This window comes from Pseudomonas sp. AM14(2022) (genome assembly GCF_036346455.1).
GTDB classification, from domain to species: domain Bacteria; phylum Pseudomonadota; class Gammaproteobacteria; order Pseudomonadales; family Pseudomonadaceae; genus Aquipseudomonas; species Aquipseudomonas putida_A.
Genome location: NZ_JAOTNY010000005.1, coordinates 165,610 through 185,379, shown reverse-complemented (window position 1 = coordinate 185,379; position 19,770 = coordinate 165,610). Strand labels below are relative to the sequence as shown.

General features: G+C 56.6%; 19 protein-coding genes and 1 pseudogene. 5 read left to right on the top strand and 15 right to left on the bottom strand.

Going from position 1 to position 19,770, the window contains the following annotated elements; translation table 11 throughout:
• Positions 1-6 precede the first annotated feature (6 nt).
• A pseudogene (locus V3W27_RS28160) lies at positions 7-243 on the top strand (site-specific integrase); the annotation flags it as partial.
• A 265-nt stretch (positions 244-508) separates the two neighbouring features.
• Positions 509-1,312, top strand: a complete 804-nt coding sequence (locus V3W27_RS12755; protein WP_330206740.1) for a hypothetical protein — start codon at positions 509-511, stop codon at positions 1,310-1,312.
• Here the strand turns inward: V3W27_RS12755 and V3W27_RS12750 are convergent.
• The 3 genes from V3W27_RS12750 to V3W27_RS12740 form a co-directional block, all read right to left on the bottom strand.
• Positions 1,299-2,624, bottom strand: coding sequence for a DNA cytosine methyltransferase (locus V3W27_RS12750; RefSeq protein WP_330206739.1), 1,326 nt, complete (start codon positions 2,622-2,624; stop codon positions 1,299-1,301). The two genes, V3W27_RS12755 and V3W27_RS12750, sit on opposite strands and share 14 nt — an antisense overlap.
• 456 nt (positions 2,625-3,080) lie before the next feature.
• Positions 3,081-3,365, bottom strand: coding sequence for a helix-turn-helix domain-containing protein (locus V3W27_RS12745; RefSeq protein ID WP_330206738.1), 285 nt, complete (start codon positions 3,363-3,365; stop codon positions 3,081-3,083).
• Positions 3,355-3,672, bottom strand: a complete 318-nt coding sequence (locus tag V3W27_RS12740; RefSeq protein ID WP_330206737.1) for a transcriptional regulator — start codon at positions 3,670-3,672, stop codon at positions 3,355-3,357. Before V3W27_RS12740 ends, V3W27_RS12745 begins: the two co-directional genes overlap by 11 nt.
• A 485-nt stretch (positions 3,673-4,157) precedes the next feature.
• Between V3W27_RS12740 and V3W27_RS12735 the strand changes: the two genes are divergently transcribed.
• A complete protein-coding gene (locus tag V3W27_RS12735) occupies positions 4,158-4,433 on the top strand; it encodes a DUF3077 domain-containing protein (protein WP_330206736.1) in 276 nt (91 codons plus the stop codon).
• Positions 4,434-4,484: 51 nt separating this feature from the next.
• On the opposite strand, the gene V3W27_RS12730 is transcribed toward V3W27_RS12735, so the two are convergent.
• The 3 genes from V3W27_RS12730 to V3W27_RS12720 form a co-directional block, all read right to left on the bottom strand.
• Complete coding sequence (locus V3W27_RS12730) at positions 4,485-5,165, bottom strand: RES family NAD+ phosphorylase (protein WP_247268377.1); 681 nt, start codon at positions 5,163-5,165, stop codon at positions 4,485-4,487.
• Positions 5,162-5,572, bottom strand: a complete 411-nt coding sequence (locus V3W27_RS12725) for an MbcA/ParS/Xre antitoxin family protein (protein ID WP_007961687.1) — start codon at positions 5,570-5,572, stop codon at positions 5,162-5,164. Before V3W27_RS12725 ends, V3W27_RS12730 begins: the two co-directional genes overlap by 4 nt.
• 308 nt (positions 5,573-5,880) lie before the next feature.
• Positions 5,881-6,390: a PBECR2 nuclease fold domain-containing protein gene (locus tag V3W27_RS12720; protein ID WP_159988108.1), complete on the bottom strand. Its 510-nt coding sequence runs from the start codon at positions 6,388-6,390 to the stop codon at positions 5,881-5,883.
• Between the two features lie 442 nt (positions 6,391-6,832).
• Here V3W27_RS12720 and V3W27_RS12715 point away from each other — a divergent pair, with 442 nt between their 5' ends.
• The gene (locus tag V3W27_RS12715; RefSeq protein WP_007961685.1) at positions 6,833-7,759 is read left to right on the top strand and encodes a LysR family transcriptional regulator; all 927 of its coding nucleotides are present in this window, start codon (positions 6,833-6,835) and stop codon (positions 7,757-7,759) included.
• Here V3W27_RS12715 and V3W27_RS12710 read toward each other — a convergent pair.
• The 6 genes from V3W27_RS12710 to V3W27_RS12685 form a co-directional block, all read right to left on the bottom strand.
• Positions 7,676-7,993, bottom strand: coding sequence for an AzlD domain-containing protein (locus tag V3W27_RS12710; protein ID WP_003220702.1), 318 nt, complete (start codon positions 7,991-7,993; stop codon positions 7,676-7,678). The genes V3W27_RS12715 and V3W27_RS12710 overlap by 84 nt on opposite strands.
• Complete coding sequence (locus V3W27_RS12705; protein WP_330206735.1) at positions 7,972-8,688, bottom strand: AzlC family ABC transporter permease; 717 nt, start codon at positions 8,686-8,688, stop codon at positions 7,972-7,974. The genes V3W27_RS12710 and V3W27_RS12705 overlap by 22 nt, the downstream gene beginning before the upstream one ends.
• A complete protein-coding gene (locus tag V3W27_RS12700; protein ID WP_003220700.1) occupies positions 8,685-9,062 on the bottom strand; it encodes a GNAT family N-acetyltransferase in 378 nt (125 codons plus the stop codon). The genes V3W27_RS12705 and V3W27_RS12700 overlap by 4 nt, the downstream gene beginning before the upstream one ends.
• A 79-nt stretch (positions 9,063-9,141) precedes the next feature.
• A complete protein-coding gene (locus tag V3W27_RS12695) occupies positions 9,142-9,888 on the bottom strand; it encodes a 2OG-Fe dioxygenase family protein (protein WP_003220699.1) in 747 nt (248 codons plus the stop codon).
• A gap of 231 nt (positions 9,889-10,119) precedes the next feature.
• On the bottom strand, positions 10,120-11,406 hold the full coding sequence (locus tag V3W27_RS12690; protein ID WP_027611233.1) for an OprD family porin: 1,287 nt from the start codon (positions 11,404-11,406) through the stop codon (positions 10,120-10,122).
• A 296-nt stretch (positions 11,407-11,702) separates the two neighbouring features.
• Complete coding sequence (locus V3W27_RS12685) at positions 11,703-12,371, bottom strand: DsbA family protein (RefSeq protein ID WP_330206734.1); 669 nt, start codon at positions 12,369-12,371, stop codon at positions 11,703-11,705.
• A gap of 256 nt (positions 12,372-12,627) precedes the next feature.
• Here V3W27_RS12685 and V3W27_RS12680 point away from each other — a divergent pair, with 256 nt between their 5' ends.
• Complete coding sequence (locus tag V3W27_RS12680) at positions 12,628-14,721, top strand: TonB-dependent receptor (RefSeq protein ID WP_330206733.1); 2,094 nt, start codon at positions 12,628-12,630, stop codon at positions 14,719-14,721.
• Between the two features lie 187 nt (positions 14,722-14,908).
• Here the strand turns inward: V3W27_RS12680 and V3W27_RS12675 are convergent, their stop codons facing one another.
• The 3 genes from V3W27_RS12675 to V3W27_RS12665 all read right to left on the bottom strand — a co-directional run bounded on the left by V3W27_RS12675 (position 14,909) and on the right by V3W27_RS12665 (position 19,635).
• On the bottom strand, positions 14,909-15,121 hold the full coding sequence (locus V3W27_RS12675) for a hypothetical protein (protein WP_007961849.1): 213 nt from the start codon (positions 15,119-15,121) through the stop codon (positions 14,909-14,911).
• 246 nt (positions 15,122-15,367) lie between these two features.
• Positions 15,368-16,474 (bottom strand): agmatine deiminase, encoded by a 1,107-nt coding sequence (aguA, locus tag V3W27_RS12670; RefSeq protein ID WP_330206732.1) that lies wholly within the window; start codon positions 16,472-16,474, stop codon positions 15,368-15,370.
• 248 nt (positions 16,475-16,722) lie between these two features.
• Positions 16,723-19,635 (bottom strand): aminotransferase, encoded by a 2,913-nt coding sequence (locus V3W27_RS12665; protein ID WP_330206731.1) that lies wholly within the window; start codon positions 19,633-19,635, stop codon positions 16,723-16,725.
• Positions 19,636-19,770: the final 135 nt, after the last annotated feature.

Sequence of the window (19,770 nt, the reverse complement as noted above, 5' to 3'; positions counted from 1 at the left end):
TGAGAGAGTCGGCTATGGGAACGCCGTAAAACGCCTATTCCGATCATGGCGTCAAAGCGCTTTATCATCGTGGCCATCCACGGTGGCCCGCTTCGAAAAACGAGTCTCGACACCGCTTGGCAACGCTTTATCACTTTGGTGATCGTAGACGGAAACGTAAATTCGGAAGATCGCTTCGCCCTGCACGACCTGAAACGGCGTGGCATAACTGACACGACCGAGACCCGGGCTGAAAAAAGCGAGTGGCCACTGTGACGCAAGGATGGTTTCCTACGAGCGCATCCTCGAAAAATCTGGAATGATGAACTTCGTAGGACCGGCTGATATTGGAAAACATTCAACCCTATGGTTCTGACTCTGAAAATATCGTTAAATGATGGCGCATCGCCACATTATTAGGCACACATTGATTTTAATAGAGAAAATGCGGCTCGAATGCAGCTCAGTAATTTGATCACACATCGAGCCATGGAAATCTCTAACGAGATTATTTAAAGGAAGACTTCAGATGCTTATCCGAATGCCGAGCGAGGCACTGCTTAAACTTACCAAATACGACCGAATTGTTGTGTATCTTTTCAGGCACTTAACTGTAGGAATGACTCCTACTTCCATGCCATATGAAATTCATTTTAGTCAAGAGCACGTACGCGTCGCCATGCGAGCAGCAGTCGCTGATGGTGTCATTGACGCTGAAGTAGCCAATGTGCCAGACATAAAATATACCTACGATGCACGACGCGAATTCCCTGCAGAGGTTGAACAGTGCGGGCCAGTGACTTGGCTGCAACGAGGAAAGGGTCTATACAAACTTCGTCGGACTCGACGTAAAAACATTATCGACTTTGATCAGTTTGTACCGCCACCACTTGAAATTGCCATCGACCAGACTACACCGTTTATTTCATCTCTCTTAGGTAATGATGAACAGGCAGTTTTCACTCGAGTCCGGAACATAGACCTGTTGAGTACTGTGCTCGGTTTCAAAGCATGGCCAATACAAGGGCACCACCGTACGTCCGTCAGTTATGGTCAAATTGAGATTGACGAAGTGCAAGCAGGTATTGATCGTGACGGTATTCAAACAATTGTCCCAATTTCAGGAAAAGGGGGGCAAGATAAACTTTCTTGGTCTCAAGCTTTGAATCTCAACACCTACGCATCGGAAAAACCGCCTATACCAGGACTGAAAATTCGTAGCATTGGCCTATGGCGTGACAATCTTAATACTGTGTGGATCGTCGAATTTTCTCCCCACACAGATATAGACCAAATAGATATAGTGAGCGTTCGACGGTTTAGCTTTCAATAACTAATTCAAGACGCTGTGCTTCCACTTCATGTTGCTTACGTTTTTTTATACCGCTTTTTTGATCACGCCGACCAATAGGATTCTTTATTCCCCAGTATCGTGAAGCCTCAGTAACCCCCATTCGTAAGAGCTCTACAGCTCCTAGTTCAACTTTTTTGTCTGGTCGAACAGGCTCAACTCCCATAGCAATCAGAACTTGACCCGCCACCGCCCTTGCAAGCGGTGGCGGTACAGCATTACCGATCTGTCTCGCGCCATGCCACTTAGTTTCATTAAAACGGAACCAGTCTGGGAAGCCATGTAGCCTGGCCATTTCACGGACAGTAATGCATCGATTATACTTATAATGTATCGGGCGAGGGCTAGTGAAAGCACCGCGGGCTGAGTCCGTTCCTGCACGCAAAGTATTTGATACCCCATCTAGTGGCAGCTTAAAAAAGCGCGACACCGGCTCTACACGACCAGGTGCAGTCTCTGAAAACCTACGTCTGGATATTTCCGTATGATCTGTTCTAAGGCTTGCAGTAAGTAGATCAGGCCTCCATTCCCGCTGATAACCGAAATACCAACCGTCCTCCCCCGTACACCTCATGAGCCGACCATATTCACTGGGTTGCCCCCACTCATTAGTCTGAACTTCATCTGTATTAAGAAGTTCTACGAACTGCTCTGCGTCTGGAAGATCAGCAAGAGCATCTAAACACGTGGGTCCATCAGGAAGCTCGCTTTCATTCCTTCCTGGGCGAGAGGTAATCGATAGTGGATATTCGGGGACGCTTAAACCTTTCTTAGCCCCCAACAGAAATAGACGCTGCCGATCCTGTGGGACACCGAAATTACAAGCATTTAGAACACGCCACTCCTTTCGGACTTGGTATCCTTTTTTTCCAAACTCAGCTATCAACTCTTCCAAAAATTTTCGATGCTTACCAACGGTTAATCCTTTAACATTTTCGAAAACAAAATATTTCGCGTCGAGTTCGTGAACAATGCGAACAAATTCATTGACCAATGAGTTGCGGGGGTCATCCAAGGCTCGCTGTCCTATCATTGAAAATCCCTGGCAGGGAGCCCCTCCGAAAACTACATCTACCTCTTTATTACCTAACCCTGCTTGTTCACGAATAATTGCGCCTGTCAAATCAGTAACTGATTGAGCAAGAACCTTGCACTGAGGAAAATTAAACTCATGGATAGCAGAATGCACCGGGTCAATTTCCACGGCAGCAACTACTTCGAATCCAGCCTGCTCAAAACCCAAGCTGAGTCCGCCAGCTCCGGCAAATAGGTCAATTCCAATTGGTCTGGACATTTCTATAGTGATTCTCTTGCTATTCAACACTGTATAAACCCCCAGTCTATCTCATCGATGCTATAGATCGAAGGCCGATTCTTGTAGACGCGACCAAACGCATCGGGGGAAGCTTTTTTCAGCCCATCGGATTTCAAGTATTTCCACAACCATCCCTATCATGAGCCATCACGTTGATGACACACGTTGTAGTCAGGGTTCACCTAATTCCGAAAAAGAAATTTTCACAGACTGCACCGTTTCTACCATTGAATAGGAAAGGGTCTCGTTTATAATTCAAAAGAATATTTTGCCTAACCTGTTCTCACAACCCACGACGCCAGCGCATTTGAAAAGAATTCCTCCACAATTTGGCAGACGGAAGATCCCCCCTCAAGCTGAAAATCGTGGATCGTCTTCCAAAATCGAACCGAAAGTCGCAGTGCTGTACGAAATCCAATGAGTGCCGAAGATAGCTCAAGCTGGGCGCAGATCCCGCAACGCTTCTGGATGCTGACTAGCCACCCTTAAGAGGGTTTGCGCTGCTCCTGTCGGCTGCCGGCGACCCTGCTCCCAATCCTGCAAAGTCCGCAGACTCACACCGATAAGTTTGGCAAACGCACTTTGTGAAACGCCCACTTTGGCACGTGCTTCCGCTGCCGCAGAGAGCGGCACCTGCGTAACGCGCGCGGCCTTTCCGGCCTTCATCTGACGTACAGATTCGAGCAAGTCCTGCTGGAATTGCTCCAGTTCATAGACCATCGCTGATTTCCTCCTTCAGTTGCTTAAGGAAGGCTACGGGCAAGTTGTCGAGCTTTGCCTTGGTGTAGGCAATGAGCAACCAAATCGAGCCTTCAGAAAGCGTGTTGTAATAAATCATGCGTGTACCGCCTCGCTTACCCATGCCGCTGCGAGTCCACCGCACCTTGCGCATACCCCCACTACCAGGCACGACATCTCCAGCCAGAGGGTTTGCAGCAAGCCAATTTATGAATTCATGGCGTTCACCATCGACCCATATAGCGTCTGCATAGCGCTTAAACATTTCCGTTTCGATGATTGTATACATGAATCGCACTATACGGCTACGCCGTATAAACAAACCATAAACGCTTATGGGTAAAGATCGACGAAATGCATGGCGTTAAGCGCTGTGAAATCTGCTGTAACGAGAAGCCACCACTAGCCACCGTTGCTCATTCGCCCATCGCAAAGCTACCGTTCAGCTCGTCGCTGCCAATTCAGCGACCGGGCCTGATAACCCGGGTAAGATACAGGCGCACCAGCGCCCCAATTCACGTTTGCCGGCGCTTTTTTGTGTCTGCATTACCGTGCAATGGCGGCTGTGCGTGGGAGATCTTCGGGTCTGCCGGGTTCCTGTATCTCCGGTTTATCAGCCCGCGCATAGCTGCCACCCATTCGCCTGATAACGAATTGGCAGCTCTCATTTGATACAGGGAGTTCACAAATGAATGCCATCGATCCATCCGTAATCCGCCGCTCTACCACACCGGTCACCTCACTTCACGCCTTGGATACGGCAGGTGAAACGAAATGACCGACTACCTCGATTTGAAAACCCCAGGCCTCACGCACTTTTCCTTCCAGGCCAATCAAGCGCTGTTCCGCACCAATCGTGGTGTGCCATTAATCGCCGCCCTTTCGCACGCCTCACACTTGCTTCACATCTCGAAGCTACTCACTGCAGATTCCACAGTTTCTCGCGATCCTTACCTTCACGCTTACGCCTCGCAGTATCTGCAGGAGTTGAGCAAGGCGCTGATTGACGATGTGGTGAAAGTTCTGGATGCGCCAACAACAAGCCATTGACGTAAACCGCCAATACGAAGCCCTCGCCATACCGCGAGGGCTTCTTGTGTTTCAAACCTGACTGATCTCAAACACAAACGAAATCCTGCGTTGACTCGCACTCCACACATAACGCAGATGTTTGCCCTGCTTCGGAATCGACACCGCTGGCGGCCGGAAAGCGGCGACACATTCGTGGCCCGGCAGGCGAACGCTGTTGTAGAGCATCCCCCACGATTCAGACTCGCGCAGTTGTCGGGCAAATGCCTGGGATGGGCCGTAGGCTTCCGGATCGGGTTGATGCAAATGTGCAAAACCATCACGAACATCGTGCAGCGGCTTAACCACATGATTGACGTAAGTACGCATGGTCAACTCAAGGTCCGCTTCGTTGGTGGCCGCGAGGAAACGCTCCTGGTGATAGCAGGTTTCGGCGATGGCCGCGGCCTGGCTGCTGGCGGCGTAGTAGACGCCGAAGGTGCCATCGGTGAAGCGGCTGCTTTTGCCGATGTGGGTAAACGCCGCCATCACCGGAGTTGAACCGGGGCCGGAGAGCCGGTCTTCGGGACGCACGCGGGCGAGAACGCCGGCCTGTTCGATCAGGCGATCGTTGGTCAGCGCTTCCAGCGCGTAGGCGATTTCCAGGTCTTCGGGGTCGAGCACGTCTTCAAATAGTGCAATCGGCGGGAAGCTGCTGTTGACGATCCGGTAGGCCTTGGGCCATTGCGGATCGGCCAGTGGCGGGGCCTTCAACCGCGCACCCCGTCGAGGTAGCGGCGCACGTCGGCGATATCGACCACCCTCCCCGCCAGCATGTAATCCAGCGCGGTCCGGCCATTGAATGGCGCCGCCGTGTTCGGGCTGCTGACCCATGTGTAGGCGCGCTCGCGGCTGTTGCTGAAGATGATGCTCAATGCCTTGTGAATGCCCATCAGGTACGAGATACGCTCCAGCGTGTCGTGTGGCAGGCGAATGTTCGGCGGCAGGTGTTTGTACTTGTAGAACGTGGTGTTGCCGACGCCGCCCAGCAGCGTGCGCTGCTGCTCGGCATTGCAGCCCCAGCGTTCCATGAGGTTGAAGAAGAACTTCAGCGCGACGCGCCCGGCTTCGGGGACGTCGAGTTGTTCACGCGGGGTGAGGGCTGGGGATGAGGTAGGCATGATTGTCCTTCTTCGCAGGTCCGCAAGCTGAGCGTAGTACAGATATGAATATTTTCAATAGAGTTATTCATATACGAATGAAAATCCTCAAAACCCAGGTTGACATCTCAATGCTCGGTGGCAGAGAATCCGGCTCAAGAGCGCGAAACCGACTGCCTTCAGGTGGCAATAGTCGGCGTTAGGAACCCCGTTGATGACCTGAAAATCAGCGCTCGGGTGAGACCTCTTCTCCCCTGCTTGAGGGAGCACAATATCAAGCAACATTCATGTGAAGGGCAGCCTGAGAAGGCTGCCCTTTTTCGTTTGAGCTACCGGTAACGTCGATACAACAGCTCACCATGCCGATGCTTGTTCAAGCCTTTCTTGTCACAATTCATGAAATTCCAGAGTACGTTGCCGCGCTCAACATGAACCACCACCAGCATTTGGTATCTCGCGTTGTAAGCACCGATGAAAGAGAGTCGAAACGAGGCGTCATCGTAGGAAACCCGCCATATCTCTAACGGCCTCGTCAGGGTATCTCGCGCAAATTCGGTGAACCGCTCACGGGCATTCGGGCGCTTTTCCACCGTATGAAGCAAATGCTCGCGCTTCACCAAAATCGGCACATATGGCGTTTCGATCAGAACAGCATCAAGACCATGATCAAGTCCGAAGACTCTGGCAACCTGCTCCCACGCTGCATTAAGACTCAGTTCACCTGGCAGCTCTCTAACCGCAGAAATCAGAAGGCCGGGGTCAATATCGCGAATATCCGGCAGGCCCAGATCTTTCCAGTTTTTTTGATCGGGTAACGCCCTGCTCCCCTGCAAACTCATGGCATCGACTCGCTAGCTTCGCGGATGCCGGCATTGCCTGGAAATCCATGGCCTCGGACTAGAAGTCCCGAAAATAACTACCTGATATTTCAGCCACTTGTGCTTCGGCGGTAAATAAGCCCGTTCGCTCTTTTCTATAGGAGGCTTCCGACAACGGTGCAAAACAGTGGCGTTTCGGTGTGGGAAACATTCAAAAAAGCTGTAGTCCGAGGCGTAAAAAAAGTGCCCGACTCGTCCGAATCGGGCACTTTTCTTGACCCCAATCACCCCCACGTCATCAAAAATCCCGATCCTGTGTCAGCTTCCAGCCATCGGCGGGGACATCAATTCGCTACTAAACCCGCGACAACTATGCTCAGGTGCTGGAATATAGCCGGCATATGACGCCGGATCGGCAGTCTCGTAAACAACAATACCCAGCCCACTTCAGAGGGCATTACCCATGGATAGCAGAACCTTACGCAACCTCATGCGCATCGTGCAGACCGGCTCGTTGTCGGCCGCAGCCGAGCATTCGTGCCTGACTGTGCAGGCCCTGGCCGCGCAGTTGAACAAGGTCGAAGAGCAGTTCGGTTTCCGCTTGTTTCGACGTTCCAACAAAGGGCTGACGCTGACGCCGCAAGGCACGGAGCTGACGCCTTACATGGACAAAGTGCTGATTGCCACGCGACAGATGGAAGAAAAGGTCGAGGCGCTCAAGGTGCCGGGGCAGCGCACATTGAAGGTCGCGTTGAACAACACGTTGTCGTCTGACTTCAACCGGCGAATGATCGGACGCCTGATCGAGGTGTTTCCCGATTACCAGATGGAATTCAGCTACGCCGAGTCGATGGAGAACCTCAGCAAGCTGAAGAATGAAGACTTTGATCTTGCGGTGCTGATCGGCCCGCAGCGGCCGGGTCTGCCGAGCATTGTTTTGCCGGATGTGCAGGTGCAGGTGGTCGGCGCCCATTGCGGGCAGGAAAACGATCCACTGACGTTGCTGGGCAACAAGTTTCAGGTGCGTCCTGCGGAAGATTGTCCGTACTCCCACAGTTTCCTGCGTTTTCTCGACGCCGGACTGGGCAATCACGAGAACGGTCAACGCATGGTCTATTCCTGCAGCGAGACCCTGACGCTGTCGTTGATCACGCAGATGGACGCAGTGGGCATGGTGTCTCGTGAGGCCGCGCAAAAGAACGGCCTGACGATTTTCCCCGGATTCGAGGATTTCCTCGAAGTGCGTCTGGCGGTGAACAACCCGAATCTTTCAGGCCAGGCCCTGAACGATGTGGTCGATCTGCCGCTACATGAACGAGCCGAGCGCAATGTACGCAGCCGTCCCAACCGCCACACTGAGAAAGAGGTTTTTGCTGAAATACGCACATAACAGCGTCGGAATGGCTGCATAAAATTCCGGGCGATCGAGCTGCAGGTGCTGATCCTTGATCAACAAGGGTGTCAGGCTGATCGCAGCGACGATCGCCACCGGCAGGTATTCCAGCGCTCGCGCAACGAACGGCGGCCAGTGCTCGGTGTTGACTTGCAGCGGCAGCGCGCGTGGCAGGAAGGTCACGGCCATCATCAGCGCGACCACCAGAATCAGGAACGTTTGGTCAGGCATACACCCACTCCGCAGCCCAAAAACGTGGCGATGAAAACGTTGAACGGCGAAGTGCCGACCAGGCTCAGCGCGCCCATGCAGACGACGGCAGCCGCGGCGGCGATGAGTTTGTTGCGGGTGTTGCACAGCGACACCAGCACGTAGAGCATCATCGCGGTCAGTGCGTAGTCGAGCTGATATTTGATCAGGTGCGATGCATATTGCGCGCAGACGGCGCCCAACAATCCACCCAGCACCCAAGAGGTGTGGCAGAACAGGTTGAAGCCGATCAGGTAACGGATGTTGACCGGCGCGCCGGTGCCCAGTTTGACGCTGTGGAACGCAAAGGACTCGTCGGTCAGGCCACCGGCGTAAGCCCAGCGCTCCATGCGGCTGAGCCCCAATGCGCGCAGGGCCTTGGCCATGTACACCGACATCAGCATGTGCCGCGCATTGATCAGGAAGGTAGTCAGCACGATGGTGGTCAGCGAAGCGCCGCTGGAGATCAGCGCCAGCGCAGCGAATTGCGAAGCGCCGGCGTAGACGAACAGACACATCGCTACCGGCAGCCACATCGGCAGCCCGGCATTGACCGCCATCAGCCCGAACACGAACGACACCGTGAAGTAACCGGCCACCACCGGGCTGGCTTCGGCAAACGTGCGCGATGGCTGATGAGCAGCCATCAGCGGCGCACTGCCGGACGTTTCATTCATAGATCCCTCTCAAATGTCCGCTCGCCGTGGGGTTCGCAAAAACCCTGGGCAGTCCAGAATCGCTTGCCCGCGAGGTTAGCATCGTCGACGAACAGAAACATCCGTAATACACCGACCCGTTTCATGTCGGATGACGCCGCTTCCACCAACCGCTGGCCGACGCCCTGACTGCGATAGCGTGGGCTGACCGCCAAGTGGTTGATGGTGCCGCGACTACCGAGCATGCCGCCGAGCACCGCACCGACGATTTCGCCTTCGACGTCGAAGGCCAGATAGGCCGTGGTGGTCTTCTGGATCAATACACCGCGCAGGCATTTGGCGTCCTGCCATTCGCAGAACGACACTTCGTCGAACTGCCGGAAGAAGCGCTCCATGCGCTGCGCGTCCTTGGCGGTGGCGCGTCGCAGCACCACCGGCGTCGAGCACTCGACGCCATCGATTGGGGTGATCTGATTAGCGAACAATGTCGAAAGCGGTCCCGGGCCGCGAGAAGGAAATCGCCAGAATCTGCCGGTACGCCATGGCATGCGTGTGGGTGTTGCGCGCCGGAGTCACGTAATGGCGCATGTCGCGATCAAGAAAGTACGTGGTGTCGAGGATTTCCTTGTAGGTGGTCGACGCCAGTTGATGCTCGTGAACATCGTACAAACGGCTTTCCGCGCCCTCGACGTTGTTGCGCCCCCAGAAGTGCACACCACTGAACGGATAGCCGTCGCAGTGAATCCCTTCCGGGGTGATTTCCAGTTGCTTGCCGGGTTTGATCTCGATGCGGATCTGATGAATCTGGCACTGCCAAATCTCATCGTGCAATTCTTCCGGCAACACGCTTTTGTACACTTCAAAATCGGTGTCGATCAGGCTGCGCATTACCGGCGAAGTGATCACTTCATCAGAGAAGTCCTGAAAGTGCCGCACAACACCGCCCACGTAGGCGTTGTTCTCTTTCGACTGCACGTACGCGCGATGCTCGAGTTGCTTCAATTCACGTGTTTTCGGGTTGTACTCAAAGTCGCTGTAACGACGGTAACGCATGCCGGCTTCGGCCTGACCGTAGTAACTGTCTGGCTCCATGTTTTCCCAACTTTTGGTCAGTCTGACGAAGTCGGCAAAATGACCGTAGAGATTGAAGTCACCACCCTGGACGTTGACATATTTGTCGCGCCGTAGCGATTCGCCCACTTCTCTATTCAAAACGATCATTACCAAATTCTCCGCTGCGTTGAGCGGCCTAATCTATTAGGTGGAGAATTTGCGTCCATGAGAAAGAATTTCAGGCATTTAAAGCCCTGCTTGAAACGGTACTTGAAGACGCTTCAAAACAACTTTTACGTGACAAAAACACGGGTTTTTTACGGTTTTTGCGAAAAAGACGTCGAAAAAAAACCCCGAGCCAGTCGGGGTTTTCTCATGTTTCTTACACCGGATCGTTCATCAGAAGATGTTGATCGGGTAGTCCACGAACACACGCACTTCGTTGCCGCTGCTGTTGTAGTCGGCGGATTTCTGCGACACGCGCAGAATCGAGCTGCGCAGTTTCACGCTAAGGTCTTTCGCCGGACCGCTTTGCACGACGTATTTGACCTGGTTGAAGATCTCACGCTCGGTGCCGCCACTGCTGGTGTCGGTGGTGATGTTGTCGCCACGCACGTAAGCAAAGTTGTAGCTCAGGCCAGGTACGCCAAAGGCACCGAAGTCCAGGCCGTAGCCCAGTTGCCAGCTGCGCTCGTCTTCAGCGTTGAAGTCCGACCAGTACGAGTTGGCCAGGTAAATGGTGTTGCCACCGTCGCCCTGACGACGACCATCGTTCTGATAACCGCCGTACGGATAACCCAGGTTGCTGTCACCGGTACTGCGCTGGTGCGCCACGGTGAACGAGTGCGGGCCGGTGGCGAATGTGGCCGCCAGGCTCCAGATCTTGTTGTCCTGGCCGCCGGTGTTCTTGATGTCGGCATAGGACTTGTCGAGCTTGGTGCGATAGCCGTTGAAGTCCAGGGTCAGGGACTGATCCTTGTCGATCGGGAACACGTAGTTGGCGTTCACGTACTGCTTCTTCATGACGTCTTCAACGTCGGAAGCGTACAACGCCGCCTTGAACTGTTCGGTGAACTGGTAGCTACCGCCCAACACGTTGATCGACTTCAGACCACCGCTGTCACGGCCTTCAGCGCTTTTACGCGATTCGGCGGTGAAACGACCGGCGTCCAGTTGCAGGCCTTTGATCTCTTTGGAGGTGATCAAGGTACCGGTGTAGCTTTCCGGCAGCAGACGCGAGTTGTCGTAGTTCAGCACCGGCAGGGCCGGCATCTGGTCGCCGTAGGTCAGCACGGTGTTGGACACGCGGAATTTGACCGCAGCGCCACCCTTGGACAGGTCGTCAGCCGCATTGCCGCTGTCACCCTGTTTGAAGAAGTCGATACCACCGGCGCCGCTGCGGCCCTTGCCGCCATCCAGACGCAGTGCATACAGACCGAAAGCATCCACACCCACACCCACGGTGCCTTGGGTGAAACCGGACGAAAACGTACCGATGGCCGCTTGGCCCCACTCGGCTTTGTCCGGGTTGCCGTCTTTGTAATCACGATTGATGTAGGCATTGCGCAGCAGCACTTTCAGGCTGCTGTCTTCAACAAAACCCTTGGATTCGGCCTGGCCGTCAGCCATTGCCGAAGTGGCACTCAACATCCCCAGTGCGATCAGACTGATTCGCTTGTTCAACATTTTGTTTTCCTTATTACGGGTTGAAACGCGCTGTGTCGAACGGCTGAAACGGCGCTATTGCACTCTTTTTTCACCCCGAAACAAAAAGACCCGCCCACGGCAAAACCGTGTCGGGCCCTTTTATTATTTTTGAGTCATGGCGGTTGGCCACAGGCGTTGGGCCGAATCGTAGCCGCGCCCTCAATAATGTGTCAATTTCAAGAATCGTCTTTAAATAGGTAAAAATCGTCTAAGAATCGTAAATTTTGCGATAGCGCATTGCTCGGAAATGCGCTCAGCCAGTGAATCCAGTGCGATTACGCACAGCCGTCGATACCGCATTGCGCGGCGGATTGCCTCCGCTCAACCGCGACCACCGCTTGCCCCAACCAGTCGGCGAAAGCCTGTGGTTTGCCAAGCCATGGGCTGATGTCGATCAAGGTGAACTGCCCGTCCCGCTCAAGCGCCAACGTCGGAAATCCCTGGCCGCCCAGTTGTGCCAAGAGTTCGCGGCTGGCTTTTACATGCGCTGTCGTATCAACGGATTTAAACGCAGCCGCAAAGGTGTCCTCGCTGTAGCCCAACTCCCGGGCGAGTTCGAAAAGTACGGATTCATCGGCAATCCGCCGTCCTTCCACGTAATGCGCCGTCTGCAAACGTCCGAGCATCTGCAAACCGCGACCGTCGATGGACTCTGCCGCCATCACCGCCGCAATCGGCGGCGTCGAATCGAAAACCGCCGAGTGATCACGCAGCAGACCCTCGAAATACGCTTCGCCAAAGGGTTGTCCGGTGTATTCGGCAATGCGCCGATCGTGGGGCATGACGTAATCGCGCAATTGCGGCGAAACTTGCTGGCGATTCGCACCGCTCATCATTCCGCCCGCATGGACAACGACCGGCAACACTTGCTGCGCCGCTTGCACCAGCGGTTTGGCGCCGTAGCACCAGCCGCACAACGGGTCGTAGATGTAATGAAGGATCATGGGAGAACTCCGGCAGCAAAGTAGAAAAATTCGATGCCGGCAGACTATTCCTACGCGTGTTGGGGAAAAACGCCGGAATGGCTCTCAGACTGTTTCGAGAATCGGTCGAATGGATCGACCAGTCAGGATGTATCGAAATCGACATAAATTGAAACAATCTGACAGGGGAACTTCTCAGGAATAAATTACGGGAGCAAATGCAAAGCATTACCATTCGCGCGTTTGAATTTCCTTACCCTTTCGGATGCGCTTTTCCATGCCTGCCCCGTTCCGCCTCACGCCTGTCACCCTTGGATTGTCTGCCTTTCTGTCCAGCGGTTTTGCTTACTCCGCCACCGAACTGCCTTCCACCGCGATCAGCGCCGAAGAACAAGCCGAGGACCCGCGCGTCAAGATCAGCAACACCGCGACTCGCACCTCCACCCCGGTGCGTTACGTGCCGCAGGCCATCGACTCGATCAAGACCGCGAACGTCGCCGACTACGGCACCAATGACATCGGTGACGCCCTGAGCGGGATTCCCAACGTCAGCAGCAGCGCCGACACGCGCTTCGACAGTCTGCGTATCCGCGGCTTCGACGCCAGCAACGACTTCTATCTGGACGGCATTCGCGACGACAGCCAGTACAAGCGCGACCTGCACAACATCGAGCGGGTCGAAGTGCTCAAAGGTCCGGCGGCGGTACTTTACGGCCGTGGCAGCCAGGGCGGGATCGTCAACCGCGTGAGCAAGCTGCCCGAGTTCGGCCGTCGTTCGACCATCGAAGCCCAAGGCGGCAGCGACGACCTGCGCAGCCTGTACGCCGACCTCAGCACCGACCCCAGCGAAAACCTCAGCCTGCGCCTGAACATGGGCAACATGGATGAAAACAGCTTCCGCGACGGCGTCAGCGGCAACCGCCAGCTGTTCGCGCCGTCGATGAGCTGGCAACTGACCCCAGACTTGAACTGGCTGGTGCAATACGAATACAGCCGCTACAACCGCACCCCGGATCGCGGTATTCCCGGTGTGAATGGCCGCCCGACGGACGTCAGTCGCGAGACCACTTACGGCAACGATCACGATTTCATCGACGACAAGGCGCAGTCCCTGCGCTCGAAACTCACCTACGAGATCAACGACAACTGGCAGCTGCGCCAGACCCTCGGCGTGTTCAAGCTCGACAGCGATTTCGACAACACCTACCTGACCAGCTTCGATCCGAAAACCAACAAGGTCGCGCGCCAGCACTGGCAGCAGGATCTGACCACCCGCAACGTCTACAACAACCTCGAACTGGAAGGTGGTTTCGATACCTTTGGCCTGGAGCATCGCCTGCTGACTGGCGTCGAGATCGGCAGCCAGCGCCGCGATCCGAAGTTGTACAACGCCGCGACCGGCCGAACCCCTGGCGCGCAGCCGGTGCCGTCACTTGACCTGTTCAACCCCAACCGCGAGCTCCGTCACACCGGCAGCATGCAGGTGTTCAGCGACAGTCACACCGAAGTCGAGAGCCGCGCGGTGTACGTGCAAGACCAGTTGCGCCTGAACGATCAATGGCAACTTCTGGCCGGCTTGCGCTACGACACGTTCGATATCGAGTCGACCAACCAGCTCAAGAACCTCACTGAGGATCGTGACAGCCACAGCACCAGCCCGCGCTTCGGGATTGTCTGGACGCCACTGCAGAATCATTCGTTCTACGCCTCGTGGTCGAAGACCTTCTCGCCCGTTGGCGGCGGCCTGATCGGCATCACCCCGGGGGCTGCCGGCAATAGCAACGACTTGAGTCCGGAGCTGACCAAACAGAAAGAAATCGGCGTGAAAAGCGACTGGCTGGATGATCGCTTGAGCACCACCCTGGCGGTCTACGACCTGGAACTCTACAACCGCCGCACCAGCGACCCGAACGATCCGACCCTGACCGTCATGACCGGTCTTCAGCGCTCACGGGGTGTGGAGCTGACCGCCACCGGCAAATTGGTCGGCAACTGGTACATGCGCGGTGGCGTCGGTGTGCAGGACACCACCATCGAAAAGGATAACAACGGCCTGGAAGGCAAACGCGTCAACAACGTGGCCAAACACAACGGCAGCCTGTTTCTGACCTGGAAACCGGAGATGGGCTGGTACGGCGAAACCGGTCTGACCCTGGTCGGCCAGCGTTATGCCGACAACGCCAACACCACCGTGCTGCCGGGTTACGGCCGCTGGGATGCGCTGGTCGGCTACCGTTTCAAGGACTGGGACTTGCGCGCGGCACTGAACAACATCACCGACCGCGAGTATTACGCCTCGGCCACCAGCCAATATCAGATCCAGCCAGGCGCACCGCGCAGTGTGGTGATGACCGGTACCTACAGTTTCTGAATGCACACAAACCCTGTGGGAGGGGGCTTGCTCCCGAAGGCGTCGAATCAGGCAACATCATCGTCACTGACTTACCGCATTCGGGAGCAAGCCCCCTCCCACAGGTTCAATGTTCGCAATGGTTTCCATCGTGCATAAAAAAGCGCCGCCATCCCGGCAGCGCTTTTACCAATCCCTGTTGTTTTTCTTATCCTTCCATCACAGCCCATAACGCTTCCAGTTCGGCCTCGCTGAACAGGCCAGCGGGGTAGCGCTCGATCATCATCCGGCGCGGATCAGGTTCCCTGATCTGACGCGTTCCATTGGACTTCAAAAAGTGCGCGACAATCTGGAGCGATTCGCCGTTGACGGCCATGGGATGCAAAGTCCGCTCGCTGACTACGTTCACTTCGGCGTTCATTTCAGCGCTCTCTCCCCGTTCGTGAGCGGCTACGTTATCCAAGGTATATGACAGAACTGTTGAAGTTCCCCCCTCTCCCTAGTGCACTTTGTCCGATACAAGAGCTATGCCAAGGTTTCCGATTTGTCGACAGGCGGATACAAACAAGCCCGCGGTCCAACAGGGCCGCGGGGCTTGTTTGAATGTGTAGCAAGCTAATCTTTGCCTGGCCGATTTATGAATCAACTCAAGCTGTTACGTCTCAACTCACTCTTTGTGCGGGGCTGGCTGTTGTTGGGTAAGGCAGTGGATATTGCCGCCGCCCAGTAACAGTTCACGGCCCGGCACCATCACCACTTCGTGTTGCGGGAACAGCTTCTGCAGGATTTCCCGCGCAGGCGCGTCCATCGGATCGTCGAAGCTCGGCGCGATGATGCCGCCGTTGACGATCAGGAAGTTCACGTAGGAACCGGCCAGGCGCACGGAAGGGTTGCGCTCCTGCGTACCGTCGACCGGATCGACACCGGCGCACTCCTCTTCGGTCGCGTACAGCGGCCCCGGAATCGGCATCTTGTGCACCGTGAACGGGCGCCCCTTGGCGTCGGTGCTGCTTTGCAGCACGTTCATCGCCGCCTGGCAGCGCGGGTAGTTCGGATCCTGCGGATCGTCGGTCCACGCCAGCAGCACTTCGCCCGGGCGCACGTAGCAGCAGAAGTTATCCACATGACCGTCGGTTTCGTCGTTGAACAGACCATCCGGCAGCCAGATGATCTTATCCACAGACAGATTGTCGCGCAGCACCGCTTCGATCTCTTCGCGGCCCAGGTGCGGGTTGCGGTTGTGGTTGAGCAGGCACTCTTCGGTAGTGATCAGCGTGCCTTCGCCGTCGACGTGAATCGAGCCGCCTTCCAGCACGAAACCTTCGGTGCGATAACGCGGGCTGCGCTCGATTTCGAGAATCTTGCCACCCACCTGCGAATCACGGTTCCACGGCGAATACAGACCGCCTTCAAAACCACCCCAAGAGTTGAAGTCCCAGTTCACACCGCGCACTTCGCCGCTGTTGTTGATGACGAATGTCGGGCCGGTGTCACGTACCCAGGCATCATCGCTGGACATCTCGACCACGCGGATATTCGGCACGTCGAGGCGTGCGCGAGCGTTCTCGTACTGACCGGCCGACACGGCAACCGTCACCGGTTCAAAACGGGCGATGGCCTTGGCCACGACGGCATGGGCCGCTTGCGCCGGCTTGCCGCCCAGGCGCCAGTTGTCCGGGCGCTCGGGCCAGATCATCCAGGTCTGGGTCTGCGGCGCCCACTCGGCCGGCATGTAGAAGCCATCGTCACGCGGGGTACTTTTCAAAGTGGTCATCGGAACAGGACTCCTGGGAACCGTCGAAGGGTTGCAAAGCGATGGCGACTTTATAACCGATAAATATCGTATTTTAAATGCTTTAAAATGACGCTCGTCTAAAAAAAACAGTTAAATACCGATACAAATCGAATTAGCACTGAACCCATGTGGGAGCGGGCTTGCTCGCGAAGGCGGCACATCCGTCGATATCAACTTTGAATGAAGAACCGTATTCGCGAGCAAGCCCGCTCCCACAAAAGCAGCGTTTACAGACCTTCTTCGAGTACCCGATCCAGCATGTCGACAAAGAAGTCCACACTGCGCCGCGAGGTGACCATCGGCGGTTTGATCTTGAGAATATTCAGGTCATCCCCGGTCGGTTGCATGAAGATTCCCAGCTCGCGCAGGCGATCGCACAACAACGTGGTCTCCTCGGTGGCCGGCTCCAGCGTCTCACGGTTGCGGATCAGCTCTACCCCCAGATAGAACCCGGAACCATGCACCGCGCCCACCAGCGGGTGTTTATCGATCAACGCCTCCAGCCGCGTCTTGAAATGCCCGCCAACCACCTGGGCGTTTTCCCAGAGCTTTTCTTCTTCCATCACATCCAGCACCGCCATGCCGATCTGGCAGCTCACCGGACTGCCGCCGGCCGAAGAGAAGAAATAGCCTTCGGCCTCCAGCGCTTCGGCGATTTCCCGACGCGTAATGACGGCGCCCAGCGGCTGGCCGTTGCCCATGCCCTTGGCCATGGTGATGATGTCCGGCACCACGCCTTGCTCTTCGAAGCCCCAGAAAAAGTGACCCATGCGCCCGTAACCGACCTGGACTTCGTCGGCGATGCACACCCCGCCCTGGGCCCGCACCAATGCGTAAACCTGCTTCAGATAACCGGGCGGCAGGGAAATCCCGCCGGCGTTGCCGTACACCGGTTCACAGATGAAACCGGCCAATTGGCGCTCCTGCGCGGCGATATGCGCCAGTTGCGCTTCGACGCTGCGCACATAGTCCGGCGCAGAATCCAGGCCACGGAATTGGCCACGATAAATATTCGGCGCGGTCACCGGGTGCACCCAGTCCGGGCGGCTTTCCAGCGCGCGCGGGTTGTCGGCAACCGAGGTCGACACCGCATCGGCGCCGACCGTCCAGCCGTGATAAGCCTCCAGCACGCTGAGCATGTCGCGCCCGCCGCTGTAGGCCCACGCCAGACGGATCGCCAGATCGTTGGCCTCGCTGCCACTGTTGACCAGAAACACCCGATCCATGCCTTCCGGCGCCAGCTTCAGCAAGCGTTCGGAGAACTGCGCCACGGCTGCATAGTTGAAGCGCGAGTTGGTGTTGAGCAGCGACCACTGTCGCGCCGCCACCTGAGCCATGCGCGGATGACCATGGCCGAGCACTGCAACGTTGTTGAGCATGTCGAGATAGGAACGGCCCTGCATGTCGATCAGGTGATTGCGCCAGCCACGCTCGATGCGCGGCGGGTCGACGTAATAATGTTTTTGCGTGCGGGCGAAACTGGCGTCGCGCCGTTCGAGCAAGGTTTTGGCGTCCAGCTCCGGCTCGGCATCGCAGGCCAGCCCCAGCAGTGCTGCCGGCGACGGGCACAACGCCTGCCACGCGGCAGCGCGCGAAGGACTGCAGAACAACGGCGCATCCAGCGATGCGACGCGGCTCAGCTGCACAATCAACGGGCCGCTGACCGTACCCAGCACCTGACCTTTGACCAGCGCCGCACCGCTGTGCAGCGAGGCGTTCACGCCCCTCAGCCGCACGCTGAGCTGCGGTCCGTCGAGTTGCAGCACACCATCCACCGCGTGATGCAGCACACCGGCAAACGGCGCTTCCACCGCCGAGCCCTGCGGCACGCGCAACTCAACGTGCAGCGGGAACGTCTCCGGTTCGACCGCGCTGTCCACTCGCGTCTGCGACAAGCGGTATTGCCCGTAACGACTGGCCGCCAGGCCATGCGTGGCAGCGGCTTCAGTCAGCAGTCGTTGATCGATACCCTCCTGCTCCCAGTTGCCTGCCTCAAAATGCGGACTCAGGACGCCAAGATCGATCAGCGCAAATTCACGCCCGACCAGCTCTGGCAACAGTGGCGCAAAACCCTCGCTGCCGACCGTCGGCAGACGCTGGCCGACTGACGTGAGGATCGCCGCTTCCATCAGCGCCAGGGGTACAGAAGTGGCCACGTGGAAAATTTCCCATTCGTGGCCAAGGTTGTCGCGGCTATAGGTATTACCCGGGTCGATGCTGACCTGTTGCTCGCCACTGAGCACCAGCACCGCCGCCCGCGCCACGATCAACGGCCACAACGCCAGCAATTCCTCATGTTGCAGTGGATTGACCGCGTGATAGGCCTGCACCGCCGGCAGAATCACAAACGGATCACCGCCGGCATGGTGCAGCAGCGCCGCGCACGTCACCGACAGATCGGTGATACGCCAGGTGCGCACCAGATCACCGAAGTCGATCACGCCCTGCAATTGCCAACGACGCTTGGCATCGCGTTGCCAGACAGCGTTATCGTCGGTGATGTCCATGTGGATCGCCTGCACCGGCAGCTTGTCCTGCAACGGCTGCAAGCGACGTTCGGCCTGTTCGGCGGCGTGCGCGATCAAGGCGCGCTGGCCCTCATCCCGAATCACCGGCAGCAGGTGGCTGATCAGCGCACTGGCGTGGCGCGCGTCCCATTGCAGCGTGCGCTGAAGGCCCGGGTGATCGAAGCCGGCCAGGGCCAGGTCCATCTCGCCACACAACCGACCGAATCCGGCCACCACGTCATGGCCCAAATGCTCAAGATGGGTCAGCGGCTGGCCTTCGATGTAGTCCAGCAACCGCACGTGCACCGGCTCGCCGTCGGCTTCCAGCGACAACAGATCCTCGCCGTTACTGGCCGGGATCACTTTGGGCACGTGCACCGACGAGTGCTCGGCAAGGTACTTGAGGCCTGCATGCTGAGCCTGCAACTCCACAAGTGCATAATCGCCGCGGCAGATTTTCAGGACAAAGCGCCCACGTTCAGTGTCGACCCGATAATTCAGGTCCTGCTGACTGCCCAGCGCCTGTAGCGTGCCGCTGAGCCCGTAATGCTCGGCCAACCACTGCCGTGCCTGCGCTTCAGAAACCTGCGGGCTGGGCAAACTGGCGCGATGAATCAACGTGGCGAGCGGCATGGGACGACCCCTGAGATTTTATTAGGTGCCTATATCGCCATTGCTGCAGTGGATGCGCAACCCCCGATCGCGGTTATTCCAGCGCTCGCATCCGTCGGGGCTTTGCGCAAGAATGTCGGCCATCCACACCTATCC

Coding starts and splice junctions, on each gene's coding strand:
- V3W27_RS12755 (WP_330206740.1), top strand. CDS start 509: ATGCTTATCCGAATGCCGAGCGAGGCACTGCTTAAACTTACCAAATAC.
- V3W27_RS12750 (WP_330206739.1), bottom strand. CDS start 2,624: ATGTCCAGACCAATTGGAATTGACCTATTTGCCGGAGCTGGCGGACTC.
- V3W27_RS12745 (WP_330206738.1), bottom strand. CDS start 3,365: ATGGTCTATGAACTGGAGCAATTCCAGCAGGACTTGCTCGAATCTGTA.
- V3W27_RS12740 (WP_330206737.1), bottom strand. CDS start 3,672: ATGTATACAATCATCGAAACGGAAATGTTTAAGCGCTATGCAGACGCT.
- V3W27_RS12735 (WP_330206736.1), top strand. CDS start 4,158: ATGACCGACTACCTCGATTTGAAAACCCCAGGCCTCACGCACTTTTCC.
- V3W27_RS12725 (WP_007961687.1), bottom strand. CDS start 5,572: ATGCCTACCTCATCCCCAGCCCTCACCCCGCGTGAACAACTCGACGTC.
- V3W27_RS12720 (WP_159988108.1), bottom strand. CDS start 6,390: ATGAGTTTGCAGGGGAGCAGGGCGTTACCCGATCAAAAAAACTGGAAA.
- V3W27_RS12715 (WP_007961685.1), top strand. CDS start 6,833: ATGGATAGCAGAACCTTACGCAACCTCATGCGCATCGTGCAGACCGGC.
- V3W27_RS12710 (WP_003220702.1), bottom strand. CDS start 7,993: ATGCCTGACCAAACGTTCCTGATTCTGGTGGTCGCGCTGATGATGGCC.
- V3W27_RS12705 (WP_330206735.1), bottom strand. CDS start 8,688: ATGAATGAAACGTCCGGCAGTGCGCCGCTGATGGCTGCTCATCAGCCA.
- V3W27_RS12700 (WP_003220700.1), bottom strand. CDS start 9,062: ATGGAGCGCTTCTTCCGGCAGTTCGACGAAGTGTCGTTCTGCGAATGG.
- V3W27_RS12695 (WP_003220699.1), bottom strand. CDS start 9,888: ATGATCGTTTTGAATAGAGAAGTGGGCGAATCGCTACGGCGCGACAAA.
- V3W27_RS12690 (WP_027611233.1), bottom strand. CDS start 11,406: ATGTTGAACAAGCGAATCAGTCTGATCGCACTGGGGATGTTGAGTGCC.
- V3W27_RS12685 (WP_330206734.1), bottom strand. CDS start 12,371: ATGATCCTTCATTACATCTACGACCCGTTGTGCGGCTGGTGCTACGGC.
- V3W27_RS12680 (WP_330206733.1), top strand. CDS start 12,628: ATGCCTGCCCCGTTCCGCCTCACGCCTGTCACCCTTGGATTGTCTGCC.
- V3W27_RS12675 (WP_007961849.1), bottom strand. CDS start 15,121: ATGAACGCCGAAGTGAACGTAGTCAGCGAGCGGACTTTGCATCCCATG.
- aguA (WP_330206732.1), bottom strand. CDS start 16,474: ATGACCACTTTGAAAAGTACCCCGCGTGACGATGGCTTCTACATGCCG.
- V3W27_RS12665 (WP_330206731.1), bottom strand. CDS start 19,635: ATGCCGCTCGCCACGTTGATTCATCGCGCCAGTTTGCCCAGCCCGCAG.